The sequence below is a fragment of the Dactylosporangium vinaceum genome, assembly GCF_019904175.1.
Taxonomy (GTDB): Bacteria; Actinomycetota; Actinomycetes; order Mycobacteriales; family Micromonosporaceae; genus Dactylosporangium; species Dactylosporangium vinaceum.
On sequence record NZ_CP061913.1, the window covers coordinates 4,546,857 to 4,564,018 of the forward strand.

Annotated in this window: 14 protein-coding genes; 7 read left to right on the forward strand and 7 right to left on the reverse strand. The window is 71.5% G+C overall.

The window, feature by feature from the left end; genetic code table 11:
* The first annotated feature begins 50 nt into the window (after positions 1 to 50).
* From Dvina_RS20200 to Dvina_RS20215, 4 genes are all read left to right on the forward strand, one after another.
* The gene (locus Dvina_RS20200) at positions 51 to 986 is read left to right on the forward strand and encodes an alpha/beta fold hydrolase (RefSeq protein ID WP_343217171.1); all 936 of its coding nucleotides are present in this window, start codon (positions 51 to 53) and stop codon (positions 984 to 986) included.
* Positions 983 to 2,269 (forward strand): PP2C family protein-serine/threonine phosphatase, encoded by a 1,287-nt coding sequence (locus Dvina_RS20205; RefSeq protein ID WP_246656333.1) that lies wholly within the window; start codon positions 983 to 985, stop codon positions 2,267 to 2,269. The genes Dvina_RS20200 and Dvina_RS20205 overlap by 4 nt, the downstream gene beginning before the upstream one ends.
* The gene (locus Dvina_RS20210) at positions 2,266 to 2,649 is read left to right on the forward strand and encodes an STAS domain-containing protein (RefSeq protein ID WP_223104021.1); all 384 of its coding nucleotides are present in this window, start codon (positions 2,266 to 2,268) and stop codon (positions 2,647 to 2,649) included. The genes Dvina_RS20205 and Dvina_RS20210 overlap by 4 nt, the downstream gene beginning before the upstream one ends.
* 125 nt (positions 2,650 to 2,774) lie before the next feature.
* Positions 2,775 to 4,808 (forward strand): membrane dipeptidase, encoded by a 2,034-nt coding sequence (locus tag Dvina_RS20215; protein WP_223104022.1) that lies wholly within the window; start codon positions 2,775 to 2,777, stop codon positions 4,806 to 4,808.
* Positions 4,809 to 4,869: 61 nt separating this feature from the next.
* On the opposite strand, the gene Dvina_RS20220 is transcribed toward Dvina_RS20215, so the two are convergent.
* Positions 4,870 to 5,493, reverse strand: coding sequence for a P-loop nucleotide/nucleoside kinase family protein (locus tag Dvina_RS20220; protein WP_246656334.1), 624 nt, complete (start codon positions 5,491 to 5,493; stop codon positions 4,870 to 4,872).
* A 131-nt stretch (positions 5,494 to 5,624) separates the two neighbouring features.
* Entirely contained in the window at positions 5,625 to 6,401 is a 777-nt protein-coding gene (locus Dvina_RS20225) for a hypothetical protein (protein WP_223104024.1), read from the reverse strand.
* Positions 6,402 to 6,754: 353 nt separating this feature from the next.
* On the opposite strand from Dvina_RS20225, the gene Dvina_RS20230 reads away from it, so the two are divergent.
* The gene (locus Dvina_RS20230) at positions 6,755 to 7,867 is read left to right on the forward strand and encodes a hypothetical protein (RefSeq protein WP_223104025.1); all 1,113 of its coding nucleotides are present in this window, start codon (positions 6,755 to 6,757) and stop codon (positions 7,865 to 7,867) included.
* Here Dvina_RS20230 and Dvina_RS20235 read toward each other — a convergent pair.
* The 4 genes from Dvina_RS20235 to Dvina_RS20250 form a co-directional block, all read right to left on the reverse strand.
* Positions 7,851 to 8,906, reverse strand: coding sequence for a hypothetical protein (locus Dvina_RS20235; protein WP_223104026.1), 1,056 nt, complete (start codon positions 8,904 to 8,906; stop codon positions 7,851 to 7,853). The two genes, Dvina_RS20230 and Dvina_RS20235, sit on opposite strands and share 17 nt — an antisense overlap.
* Positions 8,903 to 9,148 (reverse strand): hypothetical protein, encoded by a 246-nt coding sequence (locus tag Dvina_RS20240; RefSeq protein WP_223104027.1) that lies wholly within the window; start codon positions 9,146 to 9,148, stop codon positions 8,903 to 8,905. The genes Dvina_RS20235 and Dvina_RS20240 overlap by 4 nt, the downstream gene beginning before the upstream one ends.
* A 186-nt stretch (positions 9,149 to 9,334) precedes the next feature.
* Entirely contained in the window at positions 9,335 to 10,825 is a 1,491-nt protein-coding gene (locus tag Dvina_RS20245) for a GGDEF domain-containing protein (protein ID WP_223104028.1), read from the reverse strand.
* Positions 10,826 to 11,130: 305 nt separating this feature from the next.
* Complete coding sequence (locus Dvina_RS20250; RefSeq protein WP_246656335.1) at positions 11,131 to 12,735, reverse strand: methyl-accepting chemotaxis protein; 1,605 nt, start codon at positions 12,733 to 12,735, stop codon at positions 11,131 to 11,133.
* 371 nt (positions 12,736 to 13,106) lie between these two features.
* Between Dvina_RS20250 and Dvina_RS20255 the strand changes: the two genes are divergently transcribed.
* Positions 13,107 to 13,667 (forward strand): sigma-70 family RNA polymerase sigma factor, encoded by a 561-nt coding sequence (locus tag Dvina_RS20255; protein ID WP_223104029.1) that lies wholly within the window; start codon positions 13,107 to 13,109, stop codon positions 13,665 to 13,667.
* A 1-nt stretch (position 13,668) separates the two neighbouring features.
* Positions 13,669 to 14,823, forward strand: a complete 1,155-nt coding sequence (locus Dvina_RS20260) for a hypothetical protein (protein WP_223104030.1) — start codon at positions 13,669 to 13,671, stop codon at positions 14,821 to 14,823.
* 66 nt (positions 14,824 to 14,889) lie between these two features.
* On the opposite strand, the gene Dvina_RS20265 is transcribed toward Dvina_RS20260, so the two are convergent.
* Positions 14,890 to 17,037 (reverse strand): fibronectin type III domain-containing protein, encoded by a 2,148-nt coding sequence (locus Dvina_RS20265; RefSeq protein ID WP_223104031.1) that lies wholly within the window; start codon positions 17,035 to 17,037, stop codon positions 14,890 to 14,892.
* Positions 17,038 to 17,162 lie beyond the last annotated feature (125 nt).

The following is a 17,162-nucleotide window of genomic DNA, read 5'->3' on the forward strand; positions in this document are numbered from 1 at the left end:
CTCCCGTGATGAGCGATTGATAGCCGCGACGCTATCAAGTCCACCGGGCCGTGGCGCTGGTGGGGAAAGCCACTCTTCACCGACCGCGGCGAGAGCGGCGGCCCGCGCGGCGCGGCAAGGGGCCGGAGCCGCTGCTGATGGCCACAAATATCAACCTATCTGCAAGGATGTACCGCATGGACGTGCGCAGCAGGAACCACGTGACAGTGCTCGGGCGCCCCGGCGCCCCCGTGGTGATGCTGGCGCACGGCTTCGGCTGTGATCAGAACATGTGGCGGCTGGTCGTACCGCTGCTGGAGCCCCACTTCACCGTGGTCCTCTTCGACCACGTCGGTGCGGGCCGCTCGGACCTGTCGTCGTGGAGCAGGGAGCGCTACTCCACCCTTGACGGTTACGCCGCCGATGTGCTGGAGATCTGCCGGGAGCTGGCACTGGGCCCGGTGACGTTCGTGGGACACTCGGTGAGCGCGATGATGGGCGTGCTGGCGGCCGCGCGGGAGCCGGAAGCCTTCGCCGGCCTGGTGCTGCTCGCCCCGTCGCCGTGCTTCATCGACGATCCGGACACCGGGTACCGCGGCGGGTTCAGCGCCGAGGACATCGACGAGCTCCTGGAGTCGCTGGATGCCAACTATCTGGGGTGGTCGGGAGCCATGGCGCCGGTGATCATGGGCAATCCGGAACGTCCGGAGCTCGGTGCGGAGCTGACGAACAGCTTCTGCCGCACCGACCCGGACATCGCGCGCGTCTTCGCCCGCGTGACGTTCCTGTCGGACAACCGCCGCGACCTCGCCCGCGTCACGGTTCCCGCGCTGATCGCCGAGTGTTCCAGCGATGCGATCGCGCCGCCGGGAGTCGGCGCCTTCATCGCGGCGCAGATCCCCGGCAGCCGGCTGGTCACCCTGAACGCCACCGGACACTGTCCCCAGCTCGCCGCGCCCGAGGAAACCGCCGCCGCCATCGCGGCCTTTGCCGGTGCTCAGCGATGATGTGCAGCACCGACGACGACGAGCGCCGCGGGGACACCCCCTCCGAGGGGGATGTCACCGACGACCAGGCCGTGTCCTCGCTGTTCTCGGCCCTGCTGGAGGACAGCGCGGAGGATCTGTACGAGCACGCCCCGTGCGGCTACCTCTCCACGCTCCTGGACGGCCGGATCGCGAAGGTCAACACCACCCTGCTGACCTGGCTCGGCTACGACCGCAGCGACCTGGTGGGCCGCAAGACGTTCGCCGACCTGCTCACCGTCGGGGGCCGCCTCTACCACGAGACCCACTTCGCGCCGTTGCTGCGCATGCAGGGCGAGATCAACGGCATCGCCCTGGAGCTCAAGGCCGCCGACGGCAGCCGCCTGCCCGTGCTGGTGACCTCCACCGTCCGCACGGGCAGCGACGGGCAGCCGCTGCTGATCCGTACCACCGTCTTCGACGCCCGCGACCGCCGCGCCTACGAAACCGAACTGCTGCGCGCCCGGCAGGAGTCCGAGCGTGAACGCGAACGCCTCAAGCGCCTCAATGCCGCGCTGCAGAAGACGCTCCTGCCGCCGAACCTGGTGAACGTGCCCGGCCTGGACGTCGCCGCGTACTACCACATCGCCTCGGTCGACGAGGTCGGCGGCGACTTCTACGACCTGTTCCCCCTGTCCGCCGGGGCCTGGGGATTCTTCCTCGGCGACGTGTGCGGCAAGGGCGCCGCCGCGGCGGCCGTCACCTCGCTGGCCCGCTACACCCTGCGCGCCGCCGCCGTCTACGACCCCGACCCGGTCACCGTGCTGGCCAATCTCAACACCGTCCTCAACCATGAGTACAACGGCCATGACCCGCGGTTCTGCACCGTCATCTTCGGCCTGCTCACCCCGGACGGCGAGGGCAGCTTCCGGGTCACCATGGCCAGCGGCGGCCATCCTCCGGCCCTGCTCATGCGCGCCGACGGCCGAGCCGACTACCTGCCGACCCCCGGCGGGCAGCTCATCGGCGTCCTCCCCGACGCGCACATCGCCGCGACCACCGTTCGCCTCGAACCCGGCGACACCCTGCTCCTGCACACCGACGGCCTCACCGAGGCCCATGCCGTCGCCGCCAGCGCCGCCGACGACGGTCGCTACGGCGACGACGCCCTCCTGCGCTTCGCCGAGGCACTCGCGCCGACAAACGCCCGTGACGCCGTGGCCGCGATCCAGAAACTGCTCGCGACCTTCGGCGCCGGCGTCGAGGACGACACCGCCGTCCTGGCCTTCAACGTCCCCCGCACCACCCGCGACGCGCAGACGTGACCGACGAACTGAGCGTGCACACCCGCGCCACGCCCGCCGGCCCCGTCATCGAGCTGGCGGGACACCTGGACCACCACAGCGCACCCGGGGTCCGGGCCTTGCTCCCCGGCCTCGCGCTGCAGCCCGGCCAGGAACTCATCATCGACCTCGCCCGGCTCGCGTCCTGCGACTCCAGCGGCATCACCGTCCTGATCGCCGCACGCAACCACGCGCACGCCGCCCGCGCCACCGTCGCGCTCACCGCGGTACCCGAACGCGTCACCCGCATCTTCCGCACGGCCGGCCTGGATCGGGTCTTCACCACCTATCCCACCGCCCAGGCAGCCGAGGCCGCCCGAGCGGCACTCCCGTCCGGGCCACCCGACAACACGGCCCAATAGAGGTCAGCTCGCGAATCCGAGAATTGCTCGGTTTCTGTTGACACCGATGGCTGTCTATCGGACGCTGGTGGGACTGCACCGGCCGCCGGAACGCGCTCCGGCACGCATGGAGGGGCCACCGCCATATGTCCCGCCTTCGAACCCTCACCGCCGGCGTCGTCCTCTCGGTCGTCGCCGCCTCCCTTGTCACCGCGTCGGCCGCCTCGGCCGCCGCGATCACCACCGCCGCCGACGGCCTCGACGGCACCTGTGCCTCACTGCGCGTCTACAACGGGTCCAGCTCCGTCGGGTACGTCGTGCGCAGCGGCTCCGGCTACGGATTCACCTCGTCGGCCTCCGCCGCCACCGCGTTCCGCCTGGAAGCGACCCAGCTCGGCCGCTACGAGCTGTTCGGCACCGACGGTAAACCGGCCTATCAGAGCGTGGTCGGCTTCATCCTGGCCGGCGACTCCTACGGCGACCGGGCCGACTTCACGGTGGCCAAGGCCGGCGACCGGTACCGCTTCACCGCGACCGCCACCGGCGAGGTCATGGGCTCGTTCCTGTTCAGCCTGGGCGCGGCCGGCTCGACCTCCACCGTCGCCCTGGCGACCGCCACGGGCTGCTACACACCACCGGACATCGACCCGGGTGTCAGCGGTACCGCCGCACCGGGTGTCGACAGCAGCGGACGCCTCGTCGGCACCATCGACGCGCACGCCCACATCACCGCCGCGGCCGCGTTCGGCGGGCAGATGCACTGCGGCGAGGCGTGGGCGCCCGGCGGCGTCCAGCAGGCCCTCGCCGGCTGCGACACCCACAAAAGCCTCAACGTCGGAGCGCTGTTCGAAGCCATCGTCGGCGGTACCGACGCCGTGAACTCCCCGGAGGACGGCTGGCCGACGTTCGGCGACTGGCCGCAGCACAACTCGCTGCTGCACGAGCAGTCCTACTATCGCAGCATCGAGCGGTCCTGGCGGGCCGGGCAGCGCGTGCTCAACGCACTGCTTGTCGCGAACCGGGCCATCTGCGAGCTGTTCCCCTACCGCGACACCTCCTGCGACGAGATGGACGAGATCCGGGTCCAGGCCCGCTACCTGTACTCCATGCAGGACTACATCGACGCGCAGAGCGGCGGGGCCGGCAAGGGCTGGTTCCGCATCGCCACCACACCGGCCCAGGTGCGCAGCATCGCCGCCCAGGGCAAACTCGCCGTGACGATCGGCGTGGAAAACTCGGAGATCTTCGGCTGCCGCGAGATCAACGGCGCCGCCCAGTGCACCACCGCCCAGATCGACGCGGGCCTCGACGAACTGCAGTCCCTCGGCGTCTCCGGCCTCTATCCGGTGCACAAGTTCGACAACGCGTTCGGCGGCACCCGCTTCGACGCCGGCCTCAGCGGAGCGTTCGTCAACCTCGGCAACCTGCTGTCCACCGGCCACTGGTGGACAGCGACCAGCTGCACCGGCCCGGCCGACAACGAGCAGCCGCTGGCCAACGACGACCTCGTGAAGCTGCTGAGCCTCGGCGTGGTCGGCGTCCCGGCGGGCACGGTCCTGCCGGTGTACCCGACCGGCAAGATCTGCAACACCCGCGGCCTGACCGACCTCGGCCGGTACCTCATTCAGAAGATGATGGACCGCGGCATGATCATCCACGTCGACCACATGAGCGTGAAGACGGTCCAGGCCGTCCTGGACCTGGCCGCCGCCGCCCACTACCCGGGCGTCACGTCCGTGCACAGCTGGGCCGACCCCGCCGTCATCGACCGGGTCCTGTCCCTCGGCGGCTTCGTGGCGAGCTACGCCAACGCCGTGCCGGAGTTCCTCAGCGAGTGGCGCACCAACCGCGCCGGCCCGCACGGCAACGCCATCACCGGCTACGGCTTCGGCACCGACGTCAACGGCCTCGGCGACCAGGCCAACCCCCGCCCGAACGCCGCCACCAGCCCGCTGCTCTACCCGTTCACCGCCCCGAACGGCACCACCGTGAACCGGCAGGTCTGGGGAACCCGCACCTTCGACGTCAACACCGACGGCGCCGCCCAGTACGGCCTCTTCGCCGACTGGACCACCGACCTGATCCAGCAGGCCGGCGCCGACGGCCCGCTGCTGCGCCAGCAGCTCATGAGCGGCGCCGAGTCCTACGTCCGCATGTGGGAGGCGGCCATCGCCTGGTAGCGGCCCGACCCAGCGCACCCCCGGCCGGGACGACCCCGCCGGGGGTGCGCGCCGTCGCCTGTCAGCACGCGCCCCATCGTGCGCCATCCGAGCCCAGCCGCCCGTTCAAGCTTTGGGCGAGCGAGGGCCAGAATCGCGTTGCCCAGTCAAACCAGCTCTCATCTCCGGACGGCGGCGATGACACAGACGAACCGGAGAGCTCCTCCGGGCCAGGGACCTGGAACTGCTCTCTCCAGGCATCGAGCTCCGCCGCGGACATGGGAAACGTCTGCTCCGGCGTATGTTCCCAGCGGTTCCGAATCCGGCTCCATTGCACCTCGCGTGCCACAGGCAGGTACACGATCTCGCATGCCGCTCCCACCGAAGCGGCCATCCATCGCAATGCGGAGCGTTCATCGCGCGACCACAATCCGAAGTCGAGCACGACGCTGAGCCGCAGGCGCAGGGCATCGACGGCCAATGCGATGAGTCGTCCCTCCAGCAACCACCGCATGCCGCCGGGCTCCTGGTGACGGTCTTCCTGGCCGAAGATGGACAGCGCCCACTCGTCGGGGGTGAGCCGCAGGGCTCCATGCTGCTCGGCCAGCTCCCGCGCTCGAAACGTCTTCCCTGACCCGGGAAGACCCACCATCAAGAACAGCTTGGGACCATCGGCCACAGGCGAATCTCCGACCGTCTCATTCACCCGCTCCATGGTGCACGACACCTGCACCGGGTCGCGCGGACGGGGCCGGGTCATCGACCGGAATCGGCCATCGCCCGCCATACGCTTCTCGCCACGGTCACGACCCAACGGCGCAGCACCGCAGGAGCGGGTCAGCCGAGGACGCCGAGCAGCGAGGCGGCGGGGTCGAACGCCGCGGTTGCGCTGCCCACGGTCTCGAGGAGCAGCAGACCTGCGGCCAGGGCCGTCGTGACACCGAGAGTGCTGTACATGAATCTGACGCGGGTGGCGCCCCGGTCGCCGGCGATACGCCGCTTCCAGCAATAGGCGCTCGCCAGCCCGGCGGCCACCACCAGCGTGGCGGAGATCGCCGCCGTGACCCAGTAATACCGCTCGACCTCGCCGAGCAGCACCGTCAGCGCCGGGGAACCGGCGTGCGGGCCGGCCGAGTTCGTCAGCCCTTCGCGCATCTCGCTCACGACCTGCGCGAGTTGGCCGTCGGCGGTGCGACCGGGCAGCAGCGGCAGCAACGGGATCAGCGGGAGGGCCATCACCTGGATGTTCACCGACAGCACCCAGACGACGACGACCGTCGACACCGTCGCGGCTGTGGCGAGCGCCGCGTACCAGCGCCGGCCGCGCAGGTACAGCTGCCACAGCCCGGTGCTGAGCAGGGCCAGGACGATGACCAGCAACGCGCTGATCACCACCTTGACCGCATGCCATTCGAACCAGTAGTCCACAAGCGCCGTCAGACTGGCCGGGAGCGCCCGGGATCCGCTTTGCCAATACTCGACGAGAGCCCGCCCGAGGGCGTCCTGCAGTTTCGCCTCACTGTAGGACCCGGAGGTCGGCATCGGCAGGGCCCTGGGGGCGGCCTCGAACGCGGCCGCGAAAGCGGCGCCGACCGCCAGCAGCAACCCGATCACGGACGTCGAGTGCAGCCGAACAGTTCTGCGGCCGGAATCTGGTGTTGGTTCGGCGGCACCAGCTGTCGTGAGCGGTCGAAATCGCATGGAACGACGGTAGAGAAGGGCCGCTCGGGGCGCGATGGCGCATGAGCTAGTACAGCAGGGTGAGGCTGCGCTACCCCGTGCGGTATAGCTGGCGCTACCGCTCCGGCACGTCGCGGATGCGTGCCCCACGGCGGGACGCCGACGCTGCTGCGCGGCGCCTGATACGCCGCGGTGGTGTCGGGTCAGCGACGTATCGACGCCGCCGCGGTGACGGTCCTTCCCACAAGCCGGTCGGCCCGACCGGTCGGACAGGAAGGACGCCAGACATGACCGACCCGCACCAGCCCACCACCCCGCAGCAGGTCGACACCCCGAGGCCGCTGTTCACGTTCGGAGTCGATGTGGCGAAGTTCGCCTCCTGGGCGAGGATCCTCGTGCAGGGGTACACCTGGCAGCAGTTCACCAAGTCGCCGGGTTTCGAGCAGATCAGGTGGGACAAGCAGAAGCCGGCCGACCAGACCGTCGCCGAGCTGGCCGACGATCCGACCCGGGTGTACGGCCTGGCCAAGGTGGTGCTGGAGCGCGCCCGCAAGTCCAAGCACGCCGGCGAGTCGCACTACCAGTCCGACGCGCAGTCCGGGCACCGGTACACCGCGTTCAGCGGGCTGTACCCGTTCCTGCCCGCCTTCGCGCCGTGGCTGGCCGACGGCACGAACAACAACGTCTTCCGGCTGATGCTGTCCTGCTTCCCGCCCTACGGCCGGCAGGTCCCCACCTCCGGCTTCCGCCGGCTGGAGCTGGTCTCGCCCGACGCCATCAACACGCTTGACGACCTCGGCGACATGTCCACGGTCTACGCCGCCAGCCAGCGCAGGCAGCTGGAGGAGTACAACGCGGAGCAGTGGGCGGCCAACTCGAGCCTGGTCGGGCGGACGTTCCTCGGCCGCAGTGGCACGATCCACCTGAGCAACTACGGCACGATCACCAACACCGACGACAAGCTCGTCGTGCGCTACGCGCTGGCCAGCACCGACAGGTTCTGGCACGTGTTCGACGGGCGGGTGCTGTGGGTGCACGTGACCGACCTGAAGACCAACGAGATGATGTACTTCGGCATCGGCGGCGGCAGCAACAAGCAGTCGTTCTACAACGGCGTCAACGGCGTGACCGGCGCGTTCGTGTTCGGCGGCATGATGAGCATGATGCACTACGTGCTCAAGGCCGCGGGCAAGCCGGAAATGTTGAAGGTGTGGCCCGGCTACGACGTGCGGGACAGCGCGCTGAAGCTGATGGGCAAGGAGGACATCGGCCAGTTCCGCGCGCAGTACGCGGCGAACCTGCTCGACGTGCTCGGCACCGGCGCGGCGGCGTGGCGGCTGTTCGGTTTCCGCCAGGTCACCGGCGGCGCGCCGGTACCGACGATCACCGAGACCGAGTAACCGGCCGGCCCGGGGCGGGTGCCGACGCGTCCCGGGCCGCATCGATCCCGGGCTCGGGCCGGTCGTCGGCACTGAAGTCCCGGTACGACAGCCGGACCAGCCGCGACTGCCGCGCCCACATGGTCCGCTCCTCCTCCAGCGTCGCCGGCAGCGTCACCCCGAGCCTCTCCGCGAACGCCACCCGCCCGACGTTGACCATGGCCCGCACCGCCGCCGCCCACTCGTCGGTCGTCACCACGGCCAGGCGATACCAGCAGTACGCCAGCAGCGGCAACCCCACCACGGCCGCCCACAACAGCGCTCCCGGGTGCACGAACGCCCCAACCAGCGCCACCCCCGCGACGGCGAGGTGGCCGTAGAGCAGCGCCACGAAGAAGTCGACGGTCGTGCGGGCCTGCTCGACCTGCTTGGTCGTGCGCTCGTCGGCGACAGCGGTCAGCTCGTACCAGAAGATCTGCGTGTCGAGCCGGTAGCGGTCGTACCCGTACTCCTCCAGGCGCCGGATCGCGTTGCCCAGCCGCGTCGCGACCACCTGCGAGTCATCGACCGGGAAGCGCCGCAGCCGCTCGTGCAGCAGCCCGCGCCGCACCGCACCGCCGGTCGCGTCGCGGTCCAGGTGCCGCCGCACCCGCCGGTGCGCCCGCATCGCCGCGAGCGCCGCCGCCCCGTCCGTGTCGAGGTCACCGGCACGCTCCCGGTCCACGAGCTCCACCGCGGCGATCCGGTCGGCCAGCAGGAGCTTGCGCTGCCGCATCCGCTCCCGGGCCCGGTTCGCCACCCCGTGGGGCCAGCCGAGATACCCCTCCAAAATCCGATACAGCGGCGTCTGTACCGCAGCCAGCAGCAGCCCCACCAGCACCGCCACGCCGAGCGTCGCCCCGGCGATGTCGCCCTCACCGAGCAGTCGCCCGATCCCGGGCAGCCAACGCGTCCCCGACAGCACCCAGAACGCCAGCACCACGTTGACCGCGGCCGGCGCGATCCACCCGACCAGCAGCGCCCACCCGCCGCCGAGAACCCCCTTGACGATCTCGCTCAACGCGACCTCGTGATCCGGCGCCACCACCGCACGAGGAACGGGTCGCGGTCGTCACTGCTCGGCCCGGAAGCCGGCCGGCGCGACCCGTCTCCGTCACTCAGGTACGGCCCCGGCGGCGTGCCGGTCGGGTAGCCGTAGCCGGGCGGGTGGTACGGCGGACTCGGCTCATACCTGACCGGCTCGGTGCCGGGCGGCGTCGGCTGGGAGTCGTCGTTGCGGTACGGGTCTGCGGGCTCGGCCACGGCGCCCTCCTCGGAACGCTCGACATGGACGCCACCCTATGGCGCCCGGCGTCCCGGTGTCTGCCCCATCGCCCGCACCATCGCCCCGCGGGAGTGTGCCGTACACCGTCCTCGGACCCGGCGGTCACGTGGATCTCGAACGGCCCGGCGGTCCCGGCCTCTCGAGCCGCCGGCGGCGCCGGTCCGTCAGGGCGAGCCGGCCGAGGCGTGCAGCAGCGCCGGTGCGGGCGCGACGCGGCCGGCATCCGCGCCGGCACTCTCGTCGCGGGCCGCGTCGGCGCCGGCGACCACCCAGCGGCCGCGGCCGCGGCGCTTGGCCTGGTACATGGCGGTGTCGGCGGCGCGCAGGGCGTCGGGGCCGCCCGTGCCGCTCAGCACGGCCACGCCAACGCTGGCGCCGACCGCGAACGTCGCCGGGCCGATCGGCACGGGGCTGGCCACCTGGTCGACGACCCGGGCGGCCAGTGCGCTCGCGCCGGCCGCGTCGAGGCCCGGGGCGAGCACGACGAACTCGTCGCCGCCCAGGCGGGCGACCAGGTCGTCGCCGCGCACCAGGGTGAGCAGCCGGGCGGCCACGGCCCGCAGGACCGCGTCGCCGGCCTCGTGGCCGTGCCCGTCGTTGACCGCCTTGAAGCCATCCAGGTCCAGGTAGAGCACGGCGGCCGGGGACCCGTTGTCGGTAAGCGCCTCCAGGCGGTCGGTCAGCACCGCGCGGTTGGCCAGGCCGGTCAGCGGGTCGTGGTGGGCCTGCCAGCGCATCCGCTCCTCGGCGCGCTCCTGCTCGCGGACCGCGAACGTGAACCGGGCGAGCACGAACGCGACGCACAGCGCGGTCACCGCGAGGGCGACGAACCCGGCCCCGTTCAGGCCGGTGCGGGCGACGGTCAGGGCGGGCGCGGCCATGAGCGCCAGGCCGAGGAGCACCACCCGGGCCGGGTGCAGGCGCCGCTCGGCCGGCTCGGGGGTGGTCAGCTCGGCCCGCCCCGGGTGCCGGGCCGCCGCGGCGAGCAGGGCGTTGCCGAACATGATCAGCGGCCCGAGCCGGTTGACCAGGTCGGGGCCGGCGACGTAGGGCAGCAGGTTGTAGCCGAGGTCGACCGCCAGGTACAGCGTGATCGCGGCGATCAGCAGCCCGGTCGGGGCCCCGCGCCGGCCGGGGGAGAGCGCGACGAACAGGACGGCGGCGAGCAGGGTGACGTCGCCGACCGGGTACAGGGCGGGGACCACCGACTGCAGGACGCCGTAGCCGAGGCCGAGCACGGGTTCGATGAGGAACTGCCAGCACGCCAGCGCGGCCGAGGCGGTCATCGTGAGGGCGTCCAGGACGGCGCCCCGCAGCCGGCCGGGGGCCCGGCGCCGCGCCATGCCGACAAGCGCCGCGGCGAGGACGGGGTAGCCGCAGAGCCAGAAGACGTCGGCGATACCCACCGGGGGCACGCTCCAGAGGTACCGCTGCAGCATTTCGACCCCGTCGCCGAGGCACCACAGCGTCGGGGCGAGCGCGACGAGCCGCCACAGTGCCCGGTCCCGGCCGGCCGGCGCCGAGGCGGCGGCCCGCCACGTCAGCGCGCACAGGGTGACGTAGAGCGCCATCGACAGCACGTTGCCGGCGTCGGTGTCGTAGGTCACCATCGCCAGCCCGACGAGCAGCGCCACGGCGGCGAGGAAGCGGACCATACCGCCGCTATCGCCCGGCCCCGCGCTCAGCTGAGCATTTGTGCGGCGGATCACCGGGCCGTGCGCACGCCGGCGTGGACCGGCCGGCTCAGCGGTCGCAGTCGGCTCCCACACGTCCGGGATGCGGTCGTGGTCGGCGTCGAGGGTCTCGGCAGCCTCGAGGCGCCGGTGCACTGCATTGCGCAGCCGCAGCCCGACGGCGGCCGGCGACAATCCCGGCGAGGATGATGCCGTACGCCGGATCACCACGTGCAAAGCCCGTGCGAACAGCCCGTGATGCTGTTGCTGGTGTCGGAAGCGGGCCACTACTGGTATTGAAAGCGGGACACCAGGATGCGGAGCTCGGCTGACATGCGGGCGAGTTCTGCCGTTGCCTGCTGAGCTTGGTTGACACCTTCGGTTGTCTGCTGGGCGGCCTGCGCGACGGTGGCGATGCCGATGGCGATCTGGTCGGCGCTCAGCGCGGTGTCGGCGACGCTGCGGTTCATCTCGGCCGTGGTGGCGGTCTGTTCCTCGACGGCTGAGGCGATGGTGGTCTGATAGTCGTTGACACGGGCGATGACCGTGCTGATCTCGGCGATAGCTTCCACGGCTCGGTGGGTGCCGGATTGGATGGCGTCCACCCGGCGGACGATGTCCTCGGTCGCCCGCGCGGTTTCCTGCGCCAGGTCTTTGACCTCGCTGGCTACGACGGCGAAGCCCTTGCCGGCGTCCCCGGCGCGGGCGGCCTCGATGGTGGCGTTGAGTGCGAGCAGGTTGGTCTGTTCGGCGATCGTGGTGATCACCTTGACGACCTCACTGATACCCCGGGACGACTCTCCGAGGGAGCTGACGGTGGTGTTGGCCGATTCGGCCGACTGTACGGCGGAAGCCGCGACGGCGGCCGCCTCGCTGGTGGAGTGGGCGATCTCGCGGATCGATGCCCCCATCTCCTCACCGCCGGCCGAGACGGTCCGGACGTTGGCGGAGACCTCGTCCGCGGCGGTGGCCACCGCCTGGGCCTGGGCGGCGGACTCCTCCGCAGAGGTGGCGATCTGGGCGGAGGTGTTCGACATCTGTTCGGCTGCCGCGGCGAGCGAGGCCGACGAGTCGTCGATCGTTCGCATCACCGCGCTCAGTGCGGTCATGCTCTGGCCCAGTGCGCCCGCCATCACGGCGATCTCATCGCGGCCGGTCACGGTCAGCGGAGTGGCGAGGTCGCCGTCGGCGAGCAGCATCAGGCGCTTGCGGACGTGGTCGACGGGTCGGGTCACCGATCGGGTGACCACAATGGCGAGGACCAGGGCGATGATCGCAGCCGTGGTGCCCGCGCTCCAGATCACGCGGTTGCCGATCTGGTGGGCGGCGGTGGCATTGCGGCGCGCTGCGGTGAAGTCCGCGTTGGCCGTGCTGGCCGATGTGTCGAGCAGTGCGCTGATCTGCTGGAAGAGCTCGATCTCCTTGCCGATCACCAGCGCATTGGCCGGCGCGGCCTGGCCGTTACGGTACAAACCGGCGATCTGGCGGTCAACGGTGAGGAACTCGTCGAACAGGGCGGCGATCCGCTGCAGGCCCTGCTGTACTGAGGCCGTGGGTGCCGCGCCGGCCGCGGCCGCCACCGTCGTCTGGAAGGTCTGAGCGGACGCGAGGAATGCCTTGCGTGAGGCTCCGCTGTCCTGCGCCGCGTCAGGCACTCCCCGCAGGGCGTCAAAAGCGTAGGCGGTCTGCCATCCATTGAGGTCGGCCGCCGAAAACTTGGCGTCTTTCACCAGTGCGACAAACCGCTCGGAACGCTGCATCCGCCCGGCCGCGTCCTCTTGCCGCGATGAGGTGATCAGCGCCACGGCCATCACCACGAGCAGCAGCAGGACGACGACGACGAAGGCCGCGGTCAGACGTACGCCAAGGCGCAGCCGCGCAAGAAAGGGCACGCCCGTACATCGGCTACAGAACTCCCGCTTTGAGTTGAACAAAACCGAACTTCCGCTCTGAGTTGCAAAGCGGTGCGGCTGCGCGATCGATCCCGGGTCTGGTCCTGGACCTGGCGCCTCCGTCGTCATCTGCCACTCGGAGAAAGGAAGCCGCGCCCCACCTGGTCCGCCCACAGCGATGTCGGCGGCGAAGCTCGCCGCGGCCCGGCGACGAGCGCCGCCGGGCCCGGCGGCGACCTGCGCGGTCTCGACCGCCGCGGCCGGCACGCTGTGCGCGGCCCGGTCTGCGACATGATCGGCCTGACGATGCTTTTCAACCTTTTGCGGGGCCGGGCCCGTCGGTGGGGTGACGGCTACCGAGAGGACCTTGGATGCGGGCGGATACCCCGTCGTACGTCGACTACGTGTCGGCGCGGCTGCCGGCGCTGCACCGGGCGGCGTTCCTGCTGTGCGCGGGCGACACGCACCGGGCGGACGACATCGTGCAGGCGACGATCACGCGGCTGTACCAGCACTGGAAGCGGGCGGCGCGCAGCGAGAACCTCGACGCATACGTGCATCGGATGCTCGTGCACGCCCTGGTCGACGAGCGGCGCAGTCCGTGGGCGCGGGTACGGCTCACCGGCCGCAGCGACGAGCGGGCCGACGAGAGCGGGCCGTACGGGGAGGCGCCGTACAGAGCCGGGCCGTACAGGGGCGGGCCGTACGGGGACGCGCCGCAGCAGCAGGTCGACGAGCGCAGCGGGCTCGTCGCGGCGCTGCGCCGGTTGCCGCCGCGGCAGCGGGCGATCCTCGTGATGCGGTTCCTGCTGGACCGCTCGATCGAGGAGGTGGCCGAGGCGCTCGGCTGCTCCACCGGCACCGTCAAGAGCCAGAGCTCCCGCGGCCTCGAGGCGCTGCGGGGCATGTTGTCGAGCGCGAAGGAGCACTGAGGTGTCCAACGACGAGCGTACCGGCGCGGAGCTGCGCCACCTGATGCTGACGATCGACGTGCCGGCCTCGCGGGCCGATGTGCACCGGGCGGTCACGGACGGGCAGCGGGCGATCCATCGCCGCACCGCGATGCTGACGGCCGCGGCGGCCGGGGTTGCGGTGCTGGCCACGGCCGGAGTACTCGGTGCCGTCAAGTTCCGGGACGGGGCCACGGGCAACCTGCCGGCGCTGTCGCCGCCCAGCGCCGCCGCCTCCTCGGCCGGGCCGGCCGCCGGGTGCGAGCCCACCCGGCTGACCGGGCCCGACGGGCAGCAGGCGGAGGCGACGGCCATCGACCCGACCGGCCGGATCGTCGGCGGGACGACCGGTGCGCAGCGCGACGTGCCGGTGATCTGGAAGGACGGCCGGGCCGAGCGGCTCTCCGGCGTGCAGGGCGTGGTCGTCGACATCGGCGCCGACGGGGCGGTGCTCGGCTGGGCCGACGACAGCGACGCCTGGGTGTGGCGGTCCGGGCAGGTCACGCACCTGGCGAAGCTGGCCGGCAACCGGCTGCTGTCGGCGTATGCGATAAACGGCAAGGGGCAGGTCGCCGGCTACGCCGCCGACGGCAATCTCAACGCGGCAGTGCCGGTGATGTGGGCGGCCGACGGGTCCGTGCACAAGCTCAGCACACCGGCGGCGACGAAGTTCGGTGACGTCACCGACTCGGCGGCGCGGGACATCACCGAGGACGGCCGGGTCGTCGGTGAGATCCGCGGTGTGCCGGTCGTCTGGACGACGCAGGGAGTGCCGCTGCCGCTGGCGCCGGTCGGGAGTCAGGCGATGGTGTCCGCGGTCGCCGGGCGGTACGTGTACGGGGCCAAGGTCGACGGCACGCCGCTGCGCTGGGACATCGAGGCGGCGACCGTGACCGAGCTGGCCCGGATCAGTGACAACGGGGCCCGGGCCGGGTCCGTGCACGGTGACGCGCTGCTGCCGGGTGAGCTCGCCCGGACGGTGTCGCGCCGGGTCGGCGTGAACGGCCGGGTGGACCTGCTGCCGGGGCCCGGCGGCGAGCCGGCGATAGCGGCGGCGATGAGCGCCGACGGCTCGACGATCGTCGGTGTCGCCGGGACCGCCGAGTCGCATACGCCGATCGTCTGGACCTGCCGGTAGCCCGTCGGAAAACGCCGAAGGGCGGCCCCACACGGCGGGTGGGAGCCGCCCCGCGGGCGTGCCTGGTTACACCGTGGCGGTGCGGCGGCGGGCGCCGGCCAGCAGCAGCGTGCCGCCGGTCGTGGTGCAGCCGAGACCGATCAGCAGCAGCACGGCCGTGTCGGTGCCGGTGACCGGCAGCGAGCTGCCCGACCCGGCTCTGGCGACGGTGACCGCGAGCTTCAGGGCGCGCGGTGCGCCGTTCGGGTCGACGCCTGACGCGATCACCTGGTGCGGCCCGGCGGCGAGCGCCGCGGGCAGCGTGACGGGCGTGCTGAACGAGCCGGTGCCGTCGGTGACGGTGGTGCCCAGCGTGATCGGGTCGGAGTAGATGACGATCGACGCGGTCGAGTACGGCGCGAACCCGGTGCCGATGACCGTGATCTGCTGCGACGGTGCGGCCGTGGAGATGGCGCCCTGGTCGGTCGTCAAGGTCAGGTTCGTCGACGGCGGCGTCGCCGGGAACACCGGCGCGGTCGGGGTGGCGGTGTTCGACGGGCCCGCCGCGACCGAGTCGCCGTGGTCGTTGAGGCTCGTCACCGTGTACGTGTAGCCGGTGCCGGCCCGGCCGCCGAGGACGCAGGTGAGGGCCGTGGTGGTGCAGCTGGCCGGCCCGGGCGTCGCGATCACCTTGTAGCCGGTGATGTTTGTCGTGCTGGCCGGGGCCGCCCAGCTCACGGTCACCGAGGAGACGCCGGCCGTGGCCGTCACGGCGGTCGGCGGCATGGTCGCCGGGTCCACCGTGAAGCTGCGGCTCACCGTGGTGGCGGCCGCGTAGGTGGCGTCGCCGGCCTGGTCGGCGTCGATGGTGCAGGTGCCCGCCGCGACCAGGGTCACGGTCGTGCCGCTGACCGTGCAGACGGCCGGCGTGGTGCTGGTGAACGCGACCGGGAGGTTCGAGCTGGCGGTGCCGGTGACGGTGATCGTGCCCTTGGACAGCGACCACTGCTGCGGCTGCTCGAACGTGACGGTCTGCGCGAGACCGACGACCTCCAGCGCCAGGGTGCCGCAGGAGGTCTCCTGCTTGGTCTGGACGCACGGTGAGCCCAGATCGACGATGATGCCGTCGTGGGTCGTGGCCACGGTGTTCGGCATGCTGTACGTGGCCGGCGTCGACGACGTGACAGGTACCGACATGTCGCAGGTGGACGTGCCGGTCATCGACGCCCCGGTCAGCGTGACGCTCGCGCCGCTCGCCGCGAACGTGCCGCCGCAGGTGTTCGCGGTCGAGCCGGTGCCGACCGTGAGCCCGCCGGGCAGCGCGACCGTGAGGTTCAGGCCGGTGGAGCTGCCGGTGGGGTTGCCGTCGGTGCGGGCCATGTGCAGGTTCAGCGTCGACGTGCCACCCGAGTTGATCGTGGCCGGCGTGAAGGTGCCGGTGAGCTTGGGCGTCGCGGTGACGGTCAGGGTCTGGGCGGTGACGCCGTTGGTCATGCCGCCGCCGGTCAGCCCGGTGAAGTTGGCGCTGTTGAACGTGTACAGGCCCGAGGCGGTCGGTGTCACGTACATGTAGTAGTGGCAGAACGTGTAATTGGAGGTGATTTGCCAGCCCGACAGGGTGACAGTTGTCGCGCCGACGGCGATGTTGTCGGCGCCGCTGCAGGCCGCGCTGGTGCGGTACACGATGCCGTTGGAGAACGTGAGCCCGGCGGGCAGGGCGAAGGTGTAGCCCAGGCCGGACAGCACCGTGCCGGTGGTGGGCCGGTCGATGCTGACGTCGACGGTGACGGCGGTGCCGATCTCCACCGACGGCACGTCCCAGGTCGCGGTCAGCTCGACGCCGGTGGTCTCGACGTGCGCGGGCGGCTTGCCGCTCGGCGCGTTGACCTTCCGGGCCGGGTCCGGCGCGGCGACCTTGCCGGTCCCGTGCGTCGTGCCGGTCGCGTGCGGCTTGCCGGTGGCTGTCGCCGCGACGGTGGGCTTGCCGCCGCCGCCCGGGTAGCCGGCGGCCGGGTGCGCGCCGCGGCGCGCCGGCGCGCGTGTGGGCTTCTTCTTGTGGTGGGCGCGGGCCTTCGCGGCTCCGGCCGAGGCATCGTCGGCGGTGCTGACGCTCGCGTGCGCCCGTACCGGATGCTGATGATCTGACGCGAACGCGGTCTGCGGCGCGGTCGCGATGCCGCAGACGACGGTCGCCGCGATGACGGCCGCCGTTCGCCAGGACTTGGGTCCGAACACTTCCACCCCCGTGGCAGGCGCCGGCAATCTCACCGGCGCTATCCCACCAAACTAGGGCAAAACTCATATATCTATACACGCTTTGCCGAGGAAAGGCACACCTCGCCAGCACCTCGCCGCCGATA

Coding starts and splice junctions, on each gene's coding strand:
- Dvina_RS20230 (WP_223104025.1), top strand. CDS start 6,755: ATGACCGACCCGCACCAGCCCACCACCCCGCAGCAGGTCGACACCCCG.
- Dvina_RS20245 (WP_223104028.1), bottom strand. CDS start 10,825: ATGGTCCGCTTCCTCGCCGCCGTGGCGCTGCTCGTCGGGCTGGCGATG.
- Dvina_RS20255 (WP_223104029.1), top strand. CDS start 13,107: ATGCGGGCGGATACCCCGTCGTACGTCGACTACGTGTCGGCGCGGCTG.
- Dvina_RS20215 (WP_223104022.1), top strand. CDS start 2,775: ATGTCCCGCCTTCGAACCCTCACCGCCGGCGTCGTCCTCTCGGTCGTC.
- Dvina_RS20205 (WP_246656333.1), top strand. CDS start 983: ATGATGTGCAGCACCGACGACGACGAGCGCCGCGGGGACACCCCCTCC.